Source organism: Paraburkholderia sp. BL23I1N1 (assembly GCF_003610295.1).
Classification (GTDB): domain Bacteria; phylum Pseudomonadota; class Gammaproteobacteria; order Burkholderiales; family Burkholderiaceae; genus Paraburkholderia.
The window spans coordinates 5,592,356-5,614,547 of the sequence record NZ_RAPV01000001.1 but is presented as its reverse complement, the minus strand read 5'-3'; the positions used below and the strand labels follow the sequence as shown (position 1 = coordinate 5,614,547).

19 protein-coding genes are annotated in these 22,192 nt (G+C 61.7%); 13 read left to right on the top strand and 6 right to left on the bottom strand.

Annotated features, from left to right (window positions below; translation table 11 throughout):
* Nucleotides 1–3: 3 nt before the first annotated feature.
* The 3 genes from B0G76_RS26170 to B0G76_RS26160 all read right to left on the bottom strand — a co-directional run bounded on the left by B0G76_RS26170 (nt 4) and on the right by B0G76_RS26160 (nt 3,710).
* Entirely contained in the window at nt 4–867 is an 864-nt protein-coding gene (locus tag B0G76_RS26170) for a branched-chain amino acid ABC transporter permease (RefSeq protein ID WP_409076762.1), read from the bottom strand.
* 356 nt (nt 868–1,223) lie between these two features.
* Entirely contained in the window at nt 1,224–2,315 is a 1,092-nt protein-coding gene (locus B0G76_RS26165; protein WP_120295076.1) for a porin, read from the bottom strand.
* Between the two features lie 483 nt (nt 2,316–2,798).
* The gene (locus tag B0G76_RS26160; protein ID WP_120295075.1) at nt 2,799–3,710 is read right to left on the bottom strand and encodes a LysR family transcriptional regulator; all 912 of its coding nucleotides are present in this window, start codon (nt 3,708–3,710) and stop codon (nt 2,799–2,801) included.
* Nucleotides 3,711–3,847: 137 nt separating this feature from the next.
* On the opposite strand from B0G76_RS26160, the gene B0G76_RS26155 reads away from it, so the two are divergent.
* The gene (locus tag B0G76_RS26155) at nt 3,848–4,945 is read left to right on the top strand and encodes a tartrate dehydrogenase (protein ID WP_120296823.1); all 1,098 of its coding nucleotides are present in this window, start codon (nt 3,848–3,850) and stop codon (nt 4,943–4,945) included.
* A 91-nt stretch (nt 4,946–5,036) separates the two neighbouring features.
* Entirely contained in the window at nt 5,037–6,332 is a 1,296-nt protein-coding gene (locus tag B0G76_RS26150; RefSeq protein ID WP_120295074.1) for an MFS transporter, read from the top strand.
* Nucleotides 6,333–6,471: 139 nt separating this feature from the next.
* On the opposite strand, the gene B0G76_RS26145 is transcribed toward B0G76_RS26150, so the two are convergent.
* The gene (locus B0G76_RS26145) at nt 6,472–6,756 is read right to left on the bottom strand and encodes a hypothetical protein (RefSeq protein ID WP_120295073.1); all 285 of its coding nucleotides are present in this window, start codon (nt 6,754–6,756) and stop codon (nt 6,472–6,474) included.
* 312 nt (nt 6,757–7,068) lie between these two features.
* Here B0G76_RS26145 and B0G76_RS26140 point away from each other — a divergent pair, with 312 nt between their 5' ends.
* Nucleotides 7,069–8,199 carry a VIT1/CCC1 transporter family protein gene (locus B0G76_RS26140; protein ID WP_120295072.1) on the top strand — a complete coding sequence of 377 codons (1,131 nt, stop codon included), beginning with the start codon at nt 7,069–7,071 and terminating at the stop codon, nt 8,197–8,199.
* A 75-nt stretch (nt 8,200–8,274) separates the two neighbouring features.
* Here B0G76_RS26140 and B0G76_RS26135 read toward each other — a convergent pair whose 3' ends face one another.
* Nucleotides 8,275–8,601 (bottom strand): hypothetical protein, encoded by a 327-nt coding sequence (locus B0G76_RS26135; protein WP_120295071.1) that lies wholly within the window; start codon nt 8,599–8,601, stop codon nt 8,275–8,277.
* A 779-nt stretch (nt 8,602–9,380) separates the two neighbouring features.
* On the opposite strand from B0G76_RS26135, the gene B0G76_RS26130 reads away from it, so the two are divergent.
* The 4 genes from B0G76_RS26130 (at nt 9,381) to B0G76_RS26115 (ending at nt 13,518) form a co-directional block, all read left to right on the top strand.
* Nucleotides 9,381–10,559: a glycine betaine/L-proline ABC transporter ATP-binding protein gene (locus B0G76_RS26130; protein WP_120295070.1), complete on the top strand. Its 1,179-nt coding sequence runs from the start codon at nt 9,381–9,383 to the stop codon at nt 10,557–10,559.
* On the top strand, nt 10,552–11,454 hold the full coding sequence (gene choW / locus B0G76_RS26125; protein WP_120295069.1) for a choline ABC transporter permease subunit: 903 nt from the start codon (nt 10,552–10,554) through the stop codon (nt 11,452–11,454). The genes B0G76_RS26130 and choW overlap by 8 nt, the downstream gene beginning before the upstream one ends.
* A 7-nt stretch (nt 11,455–11,461) precedes the next feature.
* Entirely contained in the window at nt 11,462–12,460 is a 999-nt protein-coding gene (locus B0G76_RS26120) for a GlxA family transcriptional regulator (RefSeq protein ID WP_120295068.1), read from the top strand.
* Nucleotides 12,461–12,582: 122 nt separating this feature from the next.
* A complete protein-coding gene (locus tag B0G76_RS26115; RefSeq protein WP_120295067.1) occupies nt 12,583–13,518 on the top strand; it encodes a choline ABC transporter substrate-binding protein in 936 nt (311 codons plus the stop codon).
* A gap of 127 nt (nt 13,519–13,645) precedes the next feature.
* On the opposite strand, the gene B0G76_RS26110 is transcribed toward B0G76_RS26115, so the two are convergent.
* Nucleotides 13,646–14,728, bottom strand: coding sequence for a GlxA family transcriptional regulator (locus tag B0G76_RS26110; protein ID WP_120295066.1), 1,083 nt, complete (start codon nt 14,726–14,728; stop codon nt 13,646–13,648).
* Between the two features lie 303 nt (nt 14,729–15,031).
* Here B0G76_RS26110 and B0G76_RS26100 point away from each other — a divergent pair, with 303 nt between their 5' ends.
* The 6 genes from B0G76_RS26100 to B0G76_RS44105 all read left to right on the top strand — a co-directional run bounded on the left by B0G76_RS26100 (nt 15,032) and on the right by B0G76_RS44105 (nt 22,081).
* Complete coding sequence (locus tag B0G76_RS26100) at nt 15,032–16,426, top strand: L-serine ammonia-lyase (RefSeq protein WP_120295064.1); 1,395 nt, start codon at nt 15,032–15,034, stop codon at nt 16,424–16,426.
* 73 nt (nt 16,427–16,499) lie between these two features.
* On the top strand, nt 16,500–17,744 hold the full coding sequence (locus B0G76_RS26095; RefSeq protein ID WP_120295063.1) for a sarcosine oxidase subunit beta family protein: 1,245 nt from the start codon (nt 16,500–16,502) through the stop codon (nt 17,742–17,744).
* Nucleotides 17,745–17,781: 37 nt separating this feature from the next.
* The gene (locus B0G76_RS26090) at nt 17,782–18,108 is read left to right on the top strand and encodes a sarcosine oxidase subunit delta (RefSeq protein WP_120295062.1); all 327 of its coding nucleotides are present in this window, start codon (nt 17,782–17,784) and stop codon (nt 18,106–18,108) included.
* Nucleotides 18,105–21,107, top strand: a complete 3,003-nt coding sequence (locus B0G76_RS26085) for a sarcosine oxidase subunit alpha family protein (protein WP_120295061.1) — start codon at nt 18,105–18,107, stop codon at nt 21,105–21,107. The genes B0G76_RS26090 and B0G76_RS26085 overlap by 4 nt, the downstream gene beginning before the upstream one ends.
* Nucleotides 21,097–21,753, top strand: coding sequence for a sarcosine oxidase subunit gamma (locus B0G76_RS26080; protein ID WP_120295060.1), 657 nt, complete (start codon nt 21,097–21,099; stop codon nt 21,751–21,753). The genes B0G76_RS26085 and B0G76_RS26080 overlap by 11 nt, the downstream gene beginning before the upstream one ends.
* A 64-nt stretch (nt 21,754–21,817) precedes the next feature.
* A complete protein-coding gene (locus tag B0G76_RS44105) occupies nt 21,818–22,081 on the top strand; it encodes a hypothetical protein (RefSeq protein ID WP_120296821.1) in 264 nt (87 codons plus the stop codon).
* Nucleotides 22,082–22,192 lie beyond the last annotated feature (111 nt).

Below are 22,192 nucleotides of genomic sequence, written 5' to 3'. Positions count from 1 at the left end.
ATTTCACGATGCGCGCAGTTCCCTGGTGAACAGCCCCTGAGGACGAACCGACAGAATCACCACCAGCAGCACGAAGGCGATGATGTCCTTGTAGTCGGTCGAAATGTAGAAGGCCCCGAAGCTCTCCGCCACGCCGATGATCAGCCCGCCCACGATCGCCCCCGGCACGCTGCCCATGCCGCCGAGAATGATGATCACGAAGGCCTTCAGGATCACCAGTTGGCCCATCGCCGGATAGACGAGGTTGATGGGTGCGTACAACGTGGCCGCCACGGCGGCGAGCAGGCCCGAGATGCCGAAGGTGAGCATCGTTACCTTGTTGGCGTCGATGCCCATCAGCGAGGCGCCTTCGCGGTCCTGCGCCATCGCGATGATGCTCGAGCCGATCACCGTGTATCGGAGAAAGAGTTGCAGCAGCACCACCAGGGCGAACGCGGCGCCGATGATCAGCAAGCGCTGCAGCGGCGCGGTCACGCCACCCAGGTCGACGATCCCGGCATAGGGCGTGGCCATACGATGAAAGTCCGCGCCCCAGATTGCTTGCGCCCCCGCTTCGAGAAAAAGCAGAAGGCCGATCGCGGCGATCATGGGATGCAATTCGGAAGATTTGCGCAGTGGCTGGAACACCAGCCGCTCGGCGAGGATCGCGAGTAGCGCGACCGCGAAGCCGGAGCCGATCATGGCGAGCCAGTAGTTCCAGCCGAGCCGGCTCATCAGGTAGAACGAAACGAACGCGCCAACCATGTAGAACGCGCCGTGAGCGAAGTTCGCCACTGCGAGAATGCCGTAGACCAGCGTGAGGCCGAGCGCGACGAGGCTGTAGATGCCACCCAGCGTCAACCCGTTGAGAACCTGCTGCAAAAACATATCCACGCTTTTACGCCCTCCAACAGAGGCGCGCTATGCAATGGTCACCCCTGGTTCAGGAGACGGATCGCCGCACGCCTGACTACGGACGGGACAACAGCCGCTCTCTCGAATCCGGCGACCGTTATCGACGCTTGTCGACGGTTTGAAACATGCACGCATTGGCGCAAACAACACAGGGAATGTGCGGCGGCGCGAGAGATATTTCGCACGAGCGTTCACTTTGCGTCAATAGGTTTTTCCATTTGATTGTTCTGCATTGCAGATTATTAGGGAAGTCACTAAAATCGGTTACTCGCTCGCATGACACGGCGCACCGCTCGCGCGGCACACCGGTGTCTCGCGTTCCGCACAGGCTAGAACATGTGCCGCATGCCGATGTTGACGCCGGCGGTTGTGCCGGTCGCTTCGTTCAGTGCGTTGTTGACGGACAGTCCGGTGTGCATCGCACCGTGGTTGGTGACGAAGCCGGCCTGCCCATACACCACAGTGGCCTTCGACAGCGAATACTCGAGCCCGGTGGATGCGAGTATCGAATTGTTCGACGAGTTGTTCCCGTCGCGCGTGACCCACACGCCCGCGTCGACGTTCAGCGCCGGTGTGATCCGATAGCTGGCGCCGCCTGAATAGACGCGATCGTTGAACGAACCCGCCACCTTATACTGCACGTACGAGGCCTTCACGGTCAGGCTGTTGAATACGTAACTGGCGCCGATCGCACGGCCATCGAATTCGACCACGCTCGGAATCGCGATCGATGCTGCGCTGCCGCCAGCGTTGCCGCTATAGAGCGCGGCATCGACGGTCAGCGAGCCGAGGTGATAGCGCAGGCTCGCCGAATACTGGCGGCCCGCCTGAAAATCTCCGGCTGTGCCGCCGAGCGCCATCATCGCGCTGGCTTGCAAGCCGGCAATTTCCGGCAATGTGTACGAAATGCCGTTCGGGTTGAACAGGCCGGTCACATAGACGTTATTGAGGTAGGTGATGAGACCGCTGCCGAAGTACGACATCTCGCGTGGATCGAAGTCATACACCGCGAGGAAGAAGGGCGAGAACTGCAAACCGGCCTTCACCGTGCCGTAGCGGCTTTCCACGCCGACCCACGCCTGGCGCCCGAATTCGTTCCCGTTCGAATTGCTGAACGCGCCGTTCGCGATGCTGATGCCGCTTTCGAGTTCGAAGATCGCGCGCATGCTGCCGCCGAGATCTTCGGCGCCACGCATGCCGAAGCGCGAACCCGAGAGCCCGCTGTCGGTGAACGAGTATTGATGGCCAGCGCTCTGGCCGGTGGTCGGATTAAGTGTTTTGCTGGTGTAGAGCAGGGAGCCGTCGACGATACCGTATAGCGTGACGCTGCTTTGCGCATGCGCGCCTTGCGCGGCGCTGAGTGCGCACGCACCTGCTAATCCGAGAATGGCTCCAACCCGACTGCGATGACTTGCCGGCATGCTTCGTGTCTCCTTGTTTTTTGAAATCGATTGAACTGGCGAAGTAATGCGTGTGCTGCAAGGTTCTGGCGATCTGTTGCGCGATGCGTTTTAAATGGACCGTAGTGACAATCGCGAGCCTTCGCAATCTGCTAAGGGATGCGAAATAATAGGTCTGCTGGTGGGCGCCTCGGGTCCGGTTGCCTGCTGGGTCGTCTCCTGATTCGCTGGGCGGCTCGGCGCTGCGATGAACTCGTTGATCGGGTGCTTGCGCACAGGATGCAGGCGCAATTTGGCACGACCGTTCGTTCTGTGTCAACGGGGGGAATCGCCTGTTTGGACTGCAATGCAGGCCAAAATAGGGAAAACACCTGGCGATGCAGGCGTGCTTGATTTGCGCCGTAAGGCCCGGTAATACAAGGGAATTGCCGGAATTATCCGGTTTGAATTACCGATCGGCCGTGTGATGCTGTAGTTCTGCATTGCAGAACTACAGCCGATGACTCATCGCGCGCCAAGCGTCTCTATCAGCATGTCGACGAATGCCTTGACCCGTGCCGTCATTTGCAACTGTTGCGGGTACACCGCGTAAATGTCGGCACCCGGCGTGCGGTATTCCGGCAGTACGTGAATCAGACGGCCGTCGGCGAGATACTCCGCGATATCCCATTCCGCCCGCATCAGAATGCCGTGGCCGTCCAGCGCCCACTTCACTGCGATCTCGCCGTCATTGGTGGTGAGGTTGCCCCGCACGCGAACTGTCTCGGTCTTTTCGGTCGAAGCGCGTCCGCTGGTTAGACGCCAAAGCCCGTAGCCATCGTCGCCCTGACGAATACCAATGCAGTTGTGTTGCGATAGCTCCGCCGGACTGCGTGGTGCGCGCCGTTTGGCGAAATACGCCGGCGACGCACACAGCAGCCGCCGGTTTGGCGCGACCCGGCGCGCAATCACGCGAGCATCCGGCGGTTCGCCGAAGCGCACGCACACGTCGAAGGCGTCGTCGCTGATCGGCGGCGGGTCGACGGAGAGCTGCAACTGCACGTCCACTTCGGGAAAGCGCCGCACAAACCGGGAAATCAGCGGCGCCACATGACTGCGGCCGAAGCCGAGGGTCGCATTCACGCGCAGCAGACCTTTCGGCGCCGCTTGCGAGCCGCCGAGCAATTGGGCCAGGTCGTCCATTTCGCTCAGGATGCGCCGAGCCCGGGTCAGATACAGTTCGCCCTCCGGCGTGAGGCTCATGCGCCGCGTGGTGCGATTGACGAGCGACACGCCCGCGCGCGACTCCATTTGCGCCAGATGCTTGCTCACCGCCGCGGTGCTCAACCCGAGTTCGCGCGCCGCTGCCGTCAGGCTGCCGCTGGCGGCGAGCGTGGAGAAGAAGGCGAGGTCGTCCGGCTGGATTGACGAGGTCATAATGCGTAGGCCAATGAGCAGAGTGTTGAGCCAGTCATTGTTAACTTCAGGTTAAGGATGCTTTGAGTCTAGCAGCGTTTTCGCGAGCGGTCTCCGCTCTAGGATGCAGCCATACGTTCAACATCATGGAGACGCCAGTGAAGACCTATCGCATCGCAACCATTCCCGGCGACGGCATCGGCAAGGAAGTCGTGCCCGCAGGCCAACAGGTGCTCGAAGCCATCGCGGCGCGAAGCGACGCCTTCCAGTTCGAGTTCGAGAATTTCGATTGGGGCGGCGATTTCTATCGTCAGCACGGCGTGATGATGCCGGCCGATGGGCTGGACGCCATCCGTAGCAAAGATGCGATTCTGTTCGGCTCGGCGGGCGATCCGCATATTCCCGATCACGTCACCCTTTGGGGTCTGCGCCTGAAGATCTGTCAGGGCTTCGATCAGTACGCGAACGTGCGTCCCACCCGCATCCTTCCCGGCATCGACGCCCCGTTAAAGCGCTGTGGGCCGGCGGATCTCGACTGGGTCATCGTTCGCGAGAACTCGGAAGGTGAGTATTCCGGCGTGGGCGGCCGCGCGCACCAGGGCCATCCGATCGAAGTGGCCACAGACGTTTCGATGATGACCCGCGCCGGTGTGGAGCGCATTCTTCGCTTCGCGTTCCGCCTCGCCCAGTCGCGGCCGCGCAAGCTGCTGACGGTGATCACCAAGAGCAATGCACAACGCCACGCCATGGTGATGTGGGACGAGATTGCGCTCGAAGTTTCGAAAGAGTTTCCCGACGTCAAATGGGACAAGGAACTCGTCGACGCCGCCACCGCGCGCATGGTCAATCGTCCCGCCACGCTCGACACGATCGTCGCGACGAACCTTCACGCGGACATTCTCAGCGATCTGGCCGCGGCGCTGGCCGGCAGCCTCGGTATCGCGCCGACCGCGAATCTCGACCCCGAGCGCCGCTATCCCTCGATGTTCGAGCCGATTCACGGCTCCGCATTCGACATTATGGGCAAGGGTCTCGCCAATCCGGTCGGCACGTTGTGGTCGGTTGTGATGATGCTCGAGCATCTTGGCGAGGCGGGCGCCGCGCAGCAATTGATGAACGCGATCGAACGCATCACGGCTGACCCGGCGCTGCACACCGGCGACCTTGGCGGCACGGCCACCACAGTGCAAGTAACCGACGCGGTGTGCGAGATCCTCGCAGCGGCGGAGCCGGCGGCAGCGTTCAAGGCAGCCTGAACTCGCGACACGTAATACGCGACACGCATTAAGACAACAACAAAGCGCCCGGACGAACGCGTCACGGGCGATTTGAAGAATGGAGACTGGCATGGCCAATGAATTGCAAGCCCGTGTAGTTCGCAAGCTGACGTGGCGCATTCTGCCCTTCGTCATGCTGCTTTACTTCGTCAGTTTTCTTGACCGTGTGAACGTTGGTTTTGCCGCGCTCACGATGAACAAGGACCTCGGGCTCTCACCAACCATGTTCGGGCTCGGCGGCGGCATCTTCTTTCTGGGGTACTTTCTGTTCGAAGTGCCCTCGAACCTCATTCTGAACAAGGTCGGTGCGCGCATCTGGATTGCACGCGTGATGGTGACGTGGGGGCTGGTGTCGGCGGCTTCCGCGTTTGTCGTTGGGCCGAACTCGTTCTATGTGCTGCGCTTTTTGCTCGGGGTGGCCGAAGCTGGTTTCTTTCCCGGCATCATTCTCTATCTCAGCCAGTGGTTTCCCGCGCGGCAGCGTGCCGTTGCAGCGGCGGCGTTCATGGCGGCCGCGCCTTTGTCGACGGCAATCGGCTCGCCTATTTCAGGCGCCATCATGCAGATGCCGGCGCTGTTCGGATTGAGAGACTGGCAATGGCTGTTCATCATCGAAGCGATTCCCGCTGTCGTTCTCGGCTTCGTGGTTTTGAAAGCGCTCACCGATTCGCCAGAAAAGGCGGCGTGGCTTGCCTCGGATGAGAAAGCATGGCTCATCGCGACGTTGCGCGAAGAACGGGCGGGACGTGAATCGCAGGCAGGCCACGCGGCAGGCGCGCTCGCCGCGCTGCGCGACCCGCGTGTGTGGATCATGTCGATCATTTACTTCGGCACGTCGGCGGGTCTTTATACGCTCGGGCTCTGGGCGCCGCTGATCATTCGTCAATTCGGCTTTACCGCGCTCGGCACGGGCGCATTGAATGCGATTCCCAGCGTGCTGGCCGTGATCGGCATGGTGATGTGGGCCCGCCATTCGGATCGCACGGGCGAGCGCACGTGGCATGTGGTGATTCCGTGTGTGGCGGCAGGCGTCGGGCTCGCATGGGCCGGCTTTGCGGATACCGTCGTGGCGGTGATATTCGCGCTGATCCTCGTGAACGTCGGCATTAGCGCGGCCAAGGCGCCGCTGTGGGCCATGCCGAGTACCTTTCTCTCAGGTGCCGGCGCGGCGGCCGGTATCGCGATGATCAACTCGATCGGCAATCTCGGCGGTTTCGTCGGCCCGTTTGCAATCGGCTGGTTGAAAAGCGTGACGGGGGGATATGCTGCGGGACTTTATGTGGTGGCGGCGAGTCTCGCGGTGTCCGCCATACTGGCGTTAGCTGTCGGCCAGCGAGGATATCGGGCAGCGCCGGCGCCGCAATGATCTCGCTGGTTGTCTGATGGGCTTTCTTGCGTGGCTTTCCGATTGACGATGTAGCCTCGCTACCGCGCCGATTTTGGTCCGCTGACTTGCTGCGGCTTAACGGACAGCGTGCGGAAGTGCGAGGCGTTATCGCGCGCATTCAATGCTTGAACAAGCCCGAGTTCTTGCCCGCGAAATGCATCGTTGAAGATTGCGAAAAGCTTGAAGCAGGCGCGCCGTAACCTGAGCTGTCGCTGTTACCCGACATCTTGTGCGAAGGCTGCTGATATTGCGTACCCGATTGATTGTTCTGCGTGTCGTGCATCGAGACGGCGGGTGCCGATGTTGTATCGTTCATCGGTGCGTTCGTCTGCTGGGCAAACGAAAGAGTCGGGATGGCGACGATCGACGCAACGAGCATGAGGTGTTTGAGTGCTTTCATCATGGTTCTCCAATAGAGTGACGGTGCCGCGTCGACCAATCCGGTCGATGCGTACTCACAGAATAAGAAGTTTTCCTTAATTTATCCTTATGGCGCTCAAACAACTTTATCCCGTATTTCGAGGCACGGAAAATAGAAGGCGATAGTGCCGGATAAGCTCACGTCTAAGCATGTCTTAAGGAAAATTGTGCTGAACCGAATGGGGATGAGAACAGTTGGCGTTCTCGCTAAAGACGCGCTTTAGGGGCTTTATGATTTTCGTTCCTGAATCGATTACGCTTCGTTGTTAGTGATTCGATATTCAGGCACCTCGCCATGGCATCCAGACATGAAGTCAAGCGGTACCGAGCCAATCTCTCCGATGAGCTCCATAGCGCCGCGCTCTATGAAACGCTCGCGAAAGTCGAGAAAGACGACACGCGCAAGCAGGTCTACAGCGACCTCGCGAAGTCGGAGCGCGATCATGCGCAGGTGTGGGCCGATAAGCTGAGAGCCAACGGCATCCAGCCGAAGGGCGCCGGTCAGGCGGTGAAAACGCGCCTGATGAAAGCACTGGTACGCCTGTTCGGGGCGGGGTTCGTGCTGCCCACGCTCGCTGCGGCCGAATACGCCGACCGTAACAAATGCCACGGGCAGCCGGATGCGGGCCGCATGTCGGCCGACGAGCATCATCACGCGGCGGTGGTCCAGACCCTGGCTCACGGCGGTGGCGATCCGGACCTGTCGCAAGGGGCTCGTATCGCCGCAGCGGAGTCGTGGCACAAGGGTGTTTCATCAGGCAACGATCTGCGCGCGGCGGTGCTCGGAGCGAACGACGGCCTCGTGTCGAACTTCTGCCTGATCATGGGCGTGGCCGGGGCGGGAACCGGCAACAAGGCAATCCTGCTCACCGGGCTCGCCGGACTGATCGCAGGCGCGTGTTCGATGGCATTGGGTGAATGGCTGTCGGTGACCAACGCGCGCGAACTGGCCAGCACCCAGATTGCTAAAGAAGCGGAAGAACTGGAGATGTCGCCGGAAGCCGAGGAGCACGAACTGGCGCTGATCTATCGCGCCAAAGGGCTGGACGCCGCTGAGGCCAAACGGGTGGCAGCGCAGATGATGCGCGACAAGGACAAGGCGCTCGATACCTTGACGCGCGAGGAACTCGGACTCGACCCCGCCGAGTTGGGCGGCAATCCGTGGTCCGCTGCGGGCGTCTCGTTTTGCCTGTTTTCGCTCGGCGCGATCTTTCCGGTGATGCCGTTCCTGTGGACGCACGGGCTTAACGCGATCGTGCAATGCATCGTACTGAGCACGCTTGCGCTCGCGTCGATTGGGGTCTTTACCTCGTTGTTCAACGGGCGCGGCGCGGGGTTCTCCGCCATGCGGCAGGTTGTAATCGGTCTGATTGCCGCGGGGTTTACGTTCGGCATCGGCAAGCTACTGGGCGTGTCGATCTCGTGACACGGATCGTGGCGTCGGCCGCCTCGGCCGATAGCGGCGCGACGTTTGCCTCACGGCGCCGCCGCTTCGCTTGCCTTAGTCCCCGTCCCAGCCACGGCGTTCGCGCCATTCGCGCTCGTGCTCCTCGTGCTCCTCGTGCTCATGGTGGCGCCACTGCCGTTCACGCCACTCCTGCCGTTCGTGCCATTCACGGGCGCGCCAGTCGTCGCCGTAGCCGTAATATCCCACCACCGGCGGAGGTGCGTAGACGACCGTCGGAGGCGCGATGTAGGCCGGCTGGGCAGGCACGAAGACGGGTCCGGGAATGCCAATGCCGATGCCCACGTGGACGTGGGCCGAAGCAACTGTGGCAGCCACCAATATCGCGCCGCCGAGAATCACTGATAATAGGTTCTTGCGCATGTTTTCTTTTCGCCCGGCGGTTGCAGGCGATGACAGTGAGGATGGTGCGCAGTGTAGGCAGGGCCGCGGTTTGCAGGTGCAAGAGGGACGCGAGATTGGTAACACGGAGTAACGGCGCAGCGCCTTAAGGTTGCCCTAATGATTCCCGTGGACCATGAGCCGGCTAGATCTCCGGTTTCGCTCCGCTGCATGCAACCAGCGGCGCTGTTTTTCGGCTCGAACCGGCAACCAAACGGCAACCAATAGCCAGGTCGCGCCGTTTCAAATTTTGCCGGCTGGTATCCACGATGGAACGGGGAACGCAATGAGCTTTTCTGCTGAGTTTGGGCGCTCGCGCGCCTGTGTTGCATGTATCCGTTCCTTGCCGGCCTCGCAATCTGGTATTTCGCGCGAGCGGACCGTCTGCTGCAGGTCGTCCGCGCGCGATAACAGGCGTCGACCATCGATCATCGGGTTCGGCTCGCCGGTGCGTCCTGGTGTCCGCTGAGCAACGGTGCGCTTGCTGCACCGCCGCAAGTTCACCTGCCGCGCCCCCAAAACCCCAGTTTTTCCGCCGAATCCTCCCAAACTTGCTCTGGCGCGACACGCCCGGCCGGCCACTCCAACACCCCGCAAACCCTTATCCGACAGGGCTTTGCCCACGATCTGCCAATATCCGCGCACCATCGGTGTCGTATTTCCACATGTGGTTGTCGCAAATAGTCGGCTAGGCGTACTTTTTTCTGGCAACTATGTATGCACAGCGCGGACGGACGTCCGCCATGCGAGGAGAGCATTCAATGAATTCCCCCAAGGTCGTGGTCGAAGGGCTGTGCAAGGTGTTCGGCACCAACCCGAAACAGGCGATCGGCATGCTGGCAGGCGGTGCGACGAAAGAAGAAGTGTTCGCGCGCACGGGTCAGATAGTCGGTGTCCACAACGTATCGTTCGAAGTGAAGGAAGGCGAGATCTTCGTGCTGATGGGCCTGTCCGGCTCCGGCAAGTCGACGCTGATTCGCCTGATCAACCGCCTCGTCGAGCCGACGGCCGGCAAGGTGCTGATCGACGGCCGCGACGTGGCCAGCGTGCCGCGCGCGGAACTGACGGCGCTGCGCCGCAAGGACATGAGCATGGTGTTTCAGTCCTTTGCGTTGATGCCGCAACGCACGGTGCTCTCCAACGCGGCGTTCGGATTGGAAGTGGCGGGTATCGGCAAGAAGGAGCGTGAGAAGCGCGCCATGACCGTGCTCGAACAGGTCGGCCTCGCGCCATTCGCGGAAAAGTTGCCGGCCCAGTTGTCCGGCGGCATGCAGCAACGCGTGGGGCTGGCGCGGGCGCTGGCGGTCAACCCGTCGCTGATGATCATGGACGAGGCGTTCTCCGCGCTCGATCCGCTCAAGCGCAAGGAAATGCAGAACGTGCTGCTCGATCTGCAACGCGAGCAGCAGCGCACCATTCTGTTCGTCTCGCACGATCTGGAAGAGGCGATGCGGATCGGCACCCGGATCGCGATCATGGAAGGCGGCAAGGTGGTGCAGGTCGGCACGCCGCAGCAAATCATCACCAATCCCGCCGACGACTATGTGCGCGCGTTCTTCGAAGGCATCGACACCAGCCGCTATCTGACAGCCGGCGACCTGATGCAGACGGACGCGGTGCCGCTCATGCAGCATTCGCCGCAGATCGACGCATCGAGCGTGGCCGCGACGCTCAACGGCAGCGCCGATTACGCGTTCGTGCTCGACGCCGAGCGCAAGATTCGCGGCTTCGTGTGCCGCGATGCGATGGGCAGCGCGTCGCCCAAGCTCAATCACATCGAATGCATTCGCCGTACTACGCCACTGGACGACGTCGTCGAACGCGTGGTGGCGAGCCGCGCGCCGCTGCCGGTCGTCGAAGCGGACGGCTCCTACTGCGGTTCGGTCAACAAGACGAACGTGCTGAACGTTCTCACGCGCCATCGAGGTTCCCATGTCTGAAGTCATTCCACTTGGCGCCTGGGTCGATCACGGCGTTCACTATCTGCTCGACCACGACGCAAAGACCTTCGATTCCATCGGCAAGGTCATCGAGAGTTTTGCCGCCATGATCGAGCATGGCCTGCAAGCGGTGCCGATGTGGGCGTTGGTGGCGTTTTTCGTCGGCGTCGGTTTGTGGCGGGTGGGTTGGCGTTTCGCGCTCTTCACGTTGCTGGCCATGTTGCTGATCTACGGCACCGGCTTCTGGGATCAGATGGTGATCACGCTCGGCCTCACGCTCTCGTCGACCTTGATCAGCCTGCTGCTTGGCGTGCCGCTCGGCATCTGGACCGCGAAGAGCCGCACCGTCGAAATGATGGTGCGCCCCGTGCTCGACCTGATGCAGACCATGCCTGCATTCGTCTACCTGATTCCGGCGGCCATGCTGTTCGGTCTCGGCCGCGTGCCGGGGATTCTTTCCACGGTGATCTTCGCGATGCCGCCTGCTGTGCGCCTCACGTCGCTCGGCATCAAGCATGTGAATCGCGAGATTGTCGAAGCCGGGCAGGCATTCGGCTGCACGCCCTTGCAGTTGCTCTACAAGGTGCAGTTTCCGAACGCGCTGCCGTCGATCATGACCGGCGTGAACCAGACCATCATGATGGCGCTCTCGATGGTGATCATCGCCTCGATGGTGGGCGCGGGCGGTCTCGGCAACGATGTGCTGGCGAGTATTCAGCGGCTCGATATCGGCCTCGGTTTCGAAAGCGGACTTTCGGTGGTGATGCTTGCGATCATTCTCGACCGCATCACGGAGAGCTTCGGCCGCTCGCCGGGCACGGCGCGGGCACCGCTGCTGTCAGGTCTGCGCAGCGTTATGAAGGTGCGCCGCGCGCCGACTGCGCAGCACAGCTGAGCCGCCCATGAAGCGCGACGCGTTTCCCCCCGTCGAGGCCGCATCCGATTCGCCGCTGTCCGGGCTCGCGCACTTCGGCTTTCTGACGCTGCCGAATTTTTCGATGATCGCTTTTACGAGCGCGGTCGAAGTGCTGCGGATGGCCAACTACGTGGGCCGCGCGCAGCACTACACCTGGTCGGTGATTACGCCGGACGGCGAGCCGGCGCGCGCGAGCAACGGCATTACGGTGAAGCCGACCTCGACGCTGGCCGAAGCGGGCATGCCGGACGTGCTGATCGTTTGCGCCGGCTGGCATGTGCGAAATTACGTGGACGATACGGTCATCGCTTTGCTGCAGGACGTGGCGTCGAAAGGCATTCCGCTCGGCGGCATTTGTACCGGACCGTATGCGCTGCTGGCGGCCAACCTGCTCGACGGCTATCGCTGTACCGTGCATTGGGAAGACATGTCGCCCTTGCACAAAAGCTATCCAGATGTGCGTTTCGCCGATGAACTGTTCGTGATCGACCGTGACCGGATGACGTGCACCGGCGGCACCGCGCCGCTCGATCTGATGCTGAACCTGGTCAGCATGCGTCTCGGCCATGCGGTCGCGGCGCAAGTGTCCGAGCAGTTCATCGTCGAGCGGATTCGCGGTTCGACCGATTATCAGCATATTCCTGTCGACGCGCGGGTGGGTTTCTCGCGTGCGGAATTGATCGAAGTCGTGCGCCTGATGGAAGCGAATATCGAAGAACCATTGTCGCTCGATGAACTCGCGCGGCTCGTGCATCTGTCGCAACGTCATTTGCAGCGGATGTTCAAGATGTTTTTAAGCGTATCGCCAACGCACTATTACCTGACCCTGCGTTTGCGCCGCGCGCGCGAACTGTTGCGCAATACGGACGCGTCGATCGCGCGGGTAACGGCTGTGTGCGGTTTTCATTCGCCGTGTCATTTCAGTAAGGCTTATCGCGCGCAGTTTGGTCACGCGCCGAGCGTCGAGCGGCGGCTTTCTGCGTGAATGAGTTGACGTAAATGAGTTGACGTAAATAAGTTGGCATCAGCGAAGTCGGTGTAAAAAATCGTGCCTTATAAATCCGCTCTGTAAAACCAGTCAAGCTTCAATCACCCTGAGGGAATGCCATGAAACATGTGTGGGCTGCGTCGTTGTGCGCACTGTCGGTGTCGTCTGTCTTTGCCGTGGAACCGGCCACCTGCCGGGACGTCCGGTTCGCCGACGTCGGCTGGACGGATATCGCGGCAACTACCGGTCTCGCCTCGACGGTGCTCGAAGGGCTCGGCTACAAGCCGACCAAAACCATCGCCTCGGTGCCGATCACCTTCGCGGGCGTGAAGAGCAAGCAGATCGATGTGTTCCTCGGCTACTGGTCGCCGACCATGGATCCGATGATCGATCCGTTCAGGAAAGCAGGACAGCTTACCGTGCTGCCCACGCCGAACCTGACCGGGGCGAAATACACGCTGGCCGTGCCGGACTACGCGTATCAGGCAGGCATCAAAAACTTCACCGACATCGCGAAGAACTACGACAAGCTCGACGGCAAGATCTATGGCATCGAGCCGGGTAACGACGGCAATGCGCTGATCAAGAAGATGATCGACAGCAACCAGTACGGCCTGGGTAAGTTCAAGCTGGTGGAGTCGAGCGAGGCGGGCATGCTGGTCGAAGTGAATCGCGCGATCCGCGACAAGAAGCCGATTGTGTTTCTCGGGTGGGAACCGCATCCGATGAACGTGCAGATGAAGATCGACTATCTGTCAGGCGGCGACGACGTGTTCGGCCCCAACTACGGCGAAGCCAGAGTGCTGACGGTCACGCCGACCGATTACTCGACACGTTGCCCGAACGTCGCGAAGCTGGTGTCGAATCTGCACTTCACGACCGATATCGAGAACCACGTGATGCTGCCGATCATGAACAAGACGGATCCGAACAAGGCGGCAAAGGATTGGCTGAAGGCGAATCCGGGTGTGCTCGACAAGTGGCTTGCGGGCGTGAAGACCTTCGATGGGAAGGACGGGTTGCCGGCGGTGAAGGCTTATGTCGCGGGGAAGTGAGGGTGAGGGTTGAGGGTTGAGGCTTGAGGGTTTAGCTTTCGCGCCGTTCCGGCGGCGCGAAAGCAGGTTGCTGCGATAGCTGACCTGTCATTTCGGCGGGCAAACTCGGTCACAACAAACGCCGCCTTCAGATCGCCTGAGCCCGTCCCGGGAAGGTTTCGTCATAACCCGAGCCCTTATCGACTTCCGCCGCCGTTCCGCGTTGCTCGCGGTACATCATCGGCGGTAAGCCAAACTGCTTGCGGAATTCTCGCCCCAGATGCGAGGCATCGGAAAAGCCGCAACTCGACGCGATATCCGCCACCGTCTTATCCGAACTCGTCAGCAGCCACGCCGCCGTGCGCAAACGCACCTGCTTCGCATACGCCTGCGGCGCTTTACCGGTTTGCGCCTTGAAGAGTCGCTCAAGCTGACGCGGCGACAAATCGAGCTTGCGCGCCAGTTCGTCGAGCGATAACGAACGCCCCACATGCTGTTCCATCAGTAGAATCGCGCGCTTCACCTTCGGATGCGCGGCGGGCGCCAATCCCGGCGGATGCGGCTGCGGCGCATTGCCTTTCTGCATATCGTCGACCAGCAGAATCCGCAGCGCCTTTTGCACCGTGGCCGTTTCAAAGTGGCGCAGCAAAATCGCCGCGGCCACGTCGATCGACGCGCGTCCACCCGAGCACGTAATGCGTCGACGGTCGATCACAAAGAGCCGGTCCGCCACCAGCGCCTCCTCATTGACCGCCGGAAAGCGCTCGATGAAATCCCAGTAGTGAAACCAGCTTACGCAGATACGGTGGCCTTCCAGCACGCCCGCGCGCATCAGCGAAAACACGCCGGTGCACATGCCGACCAGTGTTGCGTTGGCGGCGGCGGCGCGGCGGATGAAGGCCAGCGTCGCGTCGTTCGCGGCCGGCCCGGAATGCAGCAGGCCGCCCACCACCACGACGTAATCGAACGGCTCGGCGTTGTCGAAGGTCTCCCACGGCGTGATCTGGATCCCGCAACTCGCGCGCACGGGAGCGAGGGTTTCCCCTATCACGCTCCACGAACAGCGCACAGGCTTGCTGAAGTCGCCTTCATCCGCGGACAGGCGTAGCAGGTCGACGAAACCCGAGAACGCCGTCAGCGTGAAGTTCGGCAGCAGGATGATGCCGAAGCGGATGCGCTGCTTCGAGGGGCCGTCGATTGATGGCAGGGGACGCGGTTCAGCGGAATTCATGCATGCAGCCGGCAAGGGGAAAGAGTTGAATCAAGCATAGCACCAGGGGAAAAGCGACCCATTCAGCGCCGCCCTCAGCATCGCCAGCCGCAACCTCGGCGCCTGTCGCAAATGCGTCAGAAGTCATCGCAAAACCGCCGCCGTGCTTGGCCAGCGACCCGCTTGACGCCACTATCCCACTGTCATGCCGTTTTTATTCTATCGGTCAAATTTGACGTGCGGTGCAATAGGGACTAGTTCAAGCCAACCCGGTAACCCGGCTAATCCGGCTTGATTTTGGTCTCGCAACGTATAAGGCACGCCATGAACGTCAGCGTCTTCGATCTCTTCAAGATCGGCATCGGTCCCTCCAGCTCGCACACCGTCGGGCCGATGATCGCTGCGTGCCGCTTCGCCTCGCATATCGAGGACGCCAATCTGCTTGGCTTCGTGCGCCGCGTCAAGATCGAACTGTTCGGCTCGCTCGGCGCGACCGGCAAGGGTCACGGCACGGACAAGGCGGTGCTGCTCGGCCTGGAAGGCAATCTGCCCGATCTGATCGACCCGGACATCATCGAACCGCGCCTGCAGGCGATTCGCGAATCGAAACTACTGGTTCTGCTCGGCAAGCACCCGGTCAAATTCGACGAGCGTGAACATCTCGGCTTTTTCCGCAAGCTGATGCCGGGCGCACCGGGCTCGAGCATCGTGCACCCGAACGGCATGCGTTTTCAGGCCTTCGACGAAAACGGCCAACTGCTGGTGGAGAAAGAATATTACTCGATTGGCGGCGGCTTTGTGATCAATCGCGAAGGCGACCGTGTGAACGGCCTGCGCGCCGGTGCGGACGTGCCTTATCCGTTTCGGACCGGCGACGATCTGATGCGTGTGTGCCGCGAAACGGGTTTGTCGATTGCGGAGATTACGCTGCGCAACGAATGCGCGTCGCGGTCCGAGCAGGAGGTGCGCGACGGGTTGCTGACGATCTGGCGCGTCATGTCCGCTTGCGTCGAACGCGGCTGCAAGGAGCGGGGCGAATTGCCCGGCCCCATGCACGTCAAGCGCCGCGCCGCCGACTTGTGCGCCCAATTGCGTTCGCATTCGGAAGAGTCGTTGCGCGATCCGCTGTCGATGCTCGACTGGGTCAATCTCTACGCGATGGCCGTGAACGAAGAAAACGCCGCGGGCGGGCGCGTCGTCACGGCGCCGACCAACGGCGCGGCCGGCGTGATTCCCGCGGTGCTGCATTACTACGTGAAGTTCATGCATGCATCGAACGACGAGGGCATCGTCAGGTTCCTGCTGACGGCTGCGGCGATCGGCATCATCTACAAGGAAACCGCTTCGATCTCGGGCGCCGAAGTGGGCTGCCAGGGCGAGGTGGGCGTGGCCTGTTCAATGGCCGCGGCGGCGCTCGCCGCCGTGATGGGCGGCACGCCGACGCAAGTGGAAAACGCCGCTGAAATCGGTATGGAACACAACCTCGGCATGACCTGCGACCCGGTTGGCGGCCTCGTGCAGATTCCCTGCATCGAACGTAACGCGATGGGCGCGATCAAGGCGCTGAACGCCGCACGCATGGCGATGAAGGGCGACGGCCAGCACTACGTCTCGCTCGACAACGTGATCAAGACCATGCGCGAAACCGGCGCGGATATGAAGACCAAATACAAGGAGACGTCGCGCGGCGGCCTCGCCGTGAACGTCATCGAGTGTTGAACTGAAAAAGAGTTGAAGTTGAGAAGAAGCAGTCAGGAAGCAACGCGTAACAACAGGACCCAAAGGACCAACAATGAGCCGCTATTCGATATTCAGCCTGGTGCGCAACGGGATGTCGTATCACGAAAACTGGGAACGTCAGTGGAAAAGCCCGGAGCCCAAGCGTGAATACGACGTCGTGATCGTCGGCGGCGGCGGGCATGGTCTCGCCACTGCCTACTACCTGGCCAAGGAACATGGCGTGCGCAATATCGCCGTGCTGGAAAAAGGCTGGATCGGCGGCGGCAATACGGCGCGCAATACGACGATCGTGCGCTCGAATTATCTGTGGGACGAATCGGCCGCGCTCTACGAAAAGGCGATGAAGCTGTGGGAAGGTCTCTCGCAAGACCTGAACTACAACGTCATGTTCAGCCAGCGCGGCGTGATGAACCTCGCGCACACGTTGCAGGACGTGCGCGACACCGAGCGTCGCGTGAATGCCAACCGGCTGAACGGGGTGGATGCCGAATTCCTCACGCCGGAGCAGATCAAGGAAATCGAGCCGACCATCAATCTGAATAGCCGCTATCCCGTGCTCGGCGCGTCGATTCAGCGTCGGGGCGGCGTGGCCCGGCATGATGCGGTGGCGTGGGGCTTCGCACGCGGCGCGGATCAACATGGTGTCGACATCGTGCAGAACTGCCAGGTAACCGGGATTCGACGTGACGGCAGCCAGGTCGTCGGCGTGGATACCACCAAGGGGTTCATCAAGGCGAAGAAGGTTGCGGTAGTGGCAGCGGGCAACACCTCCACGCTCGCCGATATGGCCGGCATCCGCTTGCCATTGGAGAGCCATCCGTTGCAGGCGTTGGTGTCGGAGCCGATCAAGCCGGTCGTCAATACGGTGGTGATGTCGAATGCCGTGCATGCCTACATCAGCCAGTCCGACAAGGGCGATCTGGTGATCGGCGCGGGTGTCGATCAATACACGGGCTTCGGTCAACGCGGCAGTTTCCACATCATCGAAGGCACCCTTGAAGCGATCGTCGAGATGTTCCCGGTGTTTTCGCGCGTGCGGATGAACCGCCAATGGGGCGGCATTGTCGACGTGTCGCCAGATGCGTGCCCGATTATCAGCAAGACCGACGTGAAGGGGCTTTATTTCAACTGCGGTTGGGGCACCGGCGGGTTTAAGGCGACGCCGGGTTCGGGGTGGGCTTATGCGCACACGATCGCGAAGGACGAGCCGCATCCGCTGAATGCGCCGTTCTCGCTGGACCGTTTCTACACCGGTCACCTGATCGACGAGCACGGCGCGGCCGCCGTTGCTCACTAACGCTGACGCACCACAACGAATTGCGAGGGAGAACCAGATGCTGATGATCGAATGCCCGTGGTGCGGGCCACGCGCCGAAACCGAATTTTCTTGCGGCGGCGAAGCGGACATTGCACGTCCGCTCGACACCGAAAAGCTCACCGACAAGGAATGGGGCGACTACCTGTTCATGCGCAAGAATCCGCGCGGCGTGCATCGCGAACAATGGATGCACACGCAAGGATGCCGCCGCTGGTTCAAGGCGCAACGCGACACGGTGAGCTACGAGGTCCAGGGCTACGAGACCTTCGAACGTCCGCTGCTCGCCATGGACAGCAACGAGGCTAACGCACAAGGCAAGGCACAAGAGGGTAAGGCACCATGAGCCAGAAAGACCGACTCCCCAGCGGTGGGCGCATCAACCGCGCGATCGTACTGAACTTTACGTTCAACGGGCGCAAGTATCAGGGCTATCAGGGCGACACGCTCGCATCCGCGTTGCTGGCGAACGGTGAGCATTTCGTGGCGCGCAGCTGGAAATACCACCGCCCGCGCGGCATCGTGACGGCGGGTGTGGAAGAGCCGAATGCGATCGTGCAACTCGAAACCGGCGCGTACACGGTGCCGAACGCGCGTGCGACGGAAGTGGAGTTGTACCAGGGACTCGTCGCGACCAGCGTGAACGCGAAGCCGAGCATCGAGAAAGACCGCATGGCGATCAACCAGAAGTTCGCGCGCTTCATTCCAGCGGGCTTCTACTACAAGACTTTTATGTGGCCGCGCAAGTTCTGGCCGAAGTACGAAGAAGTGATCCGCGATGCGGCCGGTCTCGGCAAAGCGCCCGAGCAAACCGATGCGGACCGCTACGACAAGTGCTTTGCGCATTGCGACGTGCTGGTGGTCGGCGGTGGCCCGACGGGTCTGGCGGCCGCGCATGCGGCGGCCTTGTCGGGCGCACGCGTGACGCTGATCGACGATCAGCCGGAACTCGGCGGCTCGCTGCTGTCGTGCCGCACGGAGATCGACGGCAAACCGGCGTTGCAATGGGTCCAGAAGATCGAGGACGAACTGCGGCAGATGCCTGACGTGAAGATCCTGTGCCGCAGCACGGCATTCGGTTACCAGGACCACAATCTCATTACCGTCACGCAGCGGCTCACTGAGCATCTGCCGGTATCGCAGAGAAAGGGCACGCGCGAACTGTTGTGGAAGATCCGCGCGAAGCGCGTGATTCTCGCAACGGGCGCGCATGAACGGCCCATCGTGTTCGGCAACAACGATCTGCCGGGCGTGATGCTGGCGTCGGCTGTGTCGACGTATCTGCATCGCTACGCGGTGCTGCCGGGCCGCAATGCCGTGGTGTTCACGAATAACGACGACGGATATCAATGCGCGCTCGATCTGAAAGCGGCCGGCGCCCAGGTGACGGTCGTCGATCCGCGCGCGGCCGAATCGAAAGGCACGCTGCCTGCGCTCGCACGCCGCTACGGCGTCAAGGTGATGAACGGTGTGGCCATTACGGCCGCGCATGGCAAGCTGCGCGTGTCTTCTGTAGACATAGCGTCATATTCGAACGGACAGGTCGGTGCGAAGCAGAGCGCGCTGCCCTGTGATCTGCTCGCGCTGTCCGGCGGCTGGAGCCCGGTACTGCACCTGTTCGCGCAATCGGGCGGCAAGGCGCACTGGCATGACGACAAAGCCTGTTTCGTGCCGGGCAAGGCGATGCAGGCGGAGACGAGCGTTGGCGCGTGTGCCGGCGACTTCACACTGGGCCAGGGCATTCGCTTCGCCGTCGACGCCGGTGTCGAGGCGGCGCGTGCCGCTGGGCACATCGTTGCGCGGCCGACTCCGGTGCAGGTGGCTGAGATTACCGAAGCGAAGATGCAACCGCTGTGGCTCGTCGGCGGCCGCGAACTCGCGACGCGTGGGCCGAAGCAGTTCGTCGACTTCCAGAACGACGTGTCGGCGGCCGATATTTTTCTCGCGGCACGCGAAGGATTTGAATCCGTCGAGCACGTGAAGCGCTACACGGCGATGGGCTTCGGCACCGATCAGGGCAAGCTCGGCAACATCAACGGCATGGCGATTCTCGCGCAGGCACTCGGCAAGACGATTCCCGAGACTGGCACCACGACGTTCCGTCCCAACTACACGCCGGTTACGTTCGGCACGTTTGCAGGCCGCGAGCTGGGTGAGTTTCTCGATCCGGTGCGCAAGACGGCCGTACACGAATGGCACGTGGAAAACGGCGCGGCCTTTGAGGACGTCGGCAACTGGAAGCGCCCCTGGTACTTCCCGAAAGCGGGCGAAGACATGCATGCGGCGGTGGCGCGCGAGTCGCTGGCGGTGCGAACGAGCGTCGGTATTCTCGACGCCTCGACGCTCGGCAAGATCGACATTCAGGGTCCCGATTCCGCGAAGCTGCTGAACTGGGTCTACACGAATCCGTGGAGCAAGCTGGAAGTCGGCAAGTGCCGCTATGGCCTGATGCTCGACGAAAACGGCATGATTTTCGACGACGGCGTGACCGTGCGTCTCGCCGACCAGCACTACATGATGACCACCACCACGGGCGGCGCGGCGCGTGTGCTCACATGGCTCGAACGCTGGCTGCAAACCGAGTGGCCGGACATGCGCGTGCGGCTGGCTTCCGTGACGGATCACTGGGCAACCTTCGCCGTGGTCGGTCCGAATAGCCGCAAAGTTTTGCAGAAGGTCTGCCAGGACATCGACTTTGCCAACGCGGCGTTCCCATTCATGAGCTATCGCGAAGGTACCGTGGCGGGCGCAGCGTCGCGCGTGATGCGGATCAGCTTCTCCGGCGAGCTGGCGTATGAAGTGAACGTGCCCGCGAACGTGGGGCGCGCGGTGTGGGAGGCGCTGATGGCCGCGGGCGCGGAATTCGACATCACGCCGTACGGCACGGAAACCATGCACGTGCTGCGTGCCGAGAAGGGCTACATCATCGTCGGCCAGGATACGGACGGCTCGATGACGCCGTATGACGTCGGTATGGGAGGGCTGGTTGCGAAGTCGAAGGACTTTCTCGGCAAGCGTTCGTTGACGCGTTCGGACACCGCGAAGGTGGGGCGTAAGCAGCTAGTTGGACTGCTGTCTGACGATCCGTCGTTCGTGATCCCCGAAGGCTCGCAGATCGTCGCCGGTCCGTTCCAGGGCGATACCGCGCCGATGCTCGGCCACGTTACGTCGAGCTATTACAGCCCGATCCTGAAGCGTTCGATTGCCATGGCGGTGGTGAAGGGCGGTCTCGACAAGATCGGCGAAACAGTCACGATTCCGCTGGCGAGCGGCAAGCAGATTGCAGCCAAGGTCACCAGTTCGGTGTTCTACGACAGCGAAGGAGCACGTCAACATGTGGAATGAAACTAGAGGGGCGGTGTCGGCGGTGGATCGCGCTGTCGGCCAGCAAACCGGCGTGTGGCAGGAGTCGCCGCTGGTGGGTACGGATGCATTGCTGAAGAAGCATCAGGCGACGGTGTCGGCGGCGTTCCGGCTGAGCGAGCGGCCGTTTCTGGAACTCGTGAACGTGCGTGGCGATACACGCGACGCCGCGTTCGTGAGCGCGGTGGAAAGCGTGATCGGCTGCCGGCCGCCGGAGAAGGCGAACACCCTTGTGCGCGGCAGCGGCTACGACATGCTGTGGCTCGGTCCGGACGAGTGGCTGGTGCGCTCGGCCATGGCACACGACGCAACTCGCACCGCGCCGTTGCAGGCGAAGCTCGGCGCGGCATTTGCGGGCGTGTTCGCTTCGGCGGTGGATATCGGTAGCGGCTATACGGTGCTCGAAATCAGTGGCACGCGCACGCGTGACGTGCTGGCGCGCGGTTGTCCGCTCGATCTGCACCCGAAACTGTTCGGTGAAGGGCAGTGCGCGCAGAGCCACTATTTCAAGGCATCGATGACGCTCTTGCCTACTGGCGCGGACAGTTTCGATATCGTCGTGCGCCGCAGTTTTGCGGACTATTTCGTCAAGATGATGCTTGATGCGGCCGAGCCGCTAATGTCGTGACATGCGGCGGGCGGTGCCTTGCTTGCTGAGGCACCGCTCGCGGCTCTACCGGCCGCCGACTGACATGACGTCGACACGTCTAGCCACCGCGCGTCTCACCGAGCGCGCGTGCCAACAGGGCGATGCCCATGCCGCGCTCGCGCTGCTCGATCAGAGCATCTTGTTGCAGCATCGGCGCATTGCGCTGATTCGCTATCTCCTCGCGCAGCAGTTGGGTGCACCGCTGCAGTCGCGGCATCATGAATACGTTGAGAAGATTGCTGCGAGGTTGAGTGCGGATGCGCTCGCGCGCGTTGTTGGTGCTGCGCGTGCGCGGCTTCGGGCGTGAGGATCGGTTTCGCGTTGATGCCGCTTCGGTATCGAAGCGCGCCGCGCGCGCGCGCATTGACGGAATGACGCCCCCATTCCATCCCAATGACGCATTCCTTCTATGTGGCCG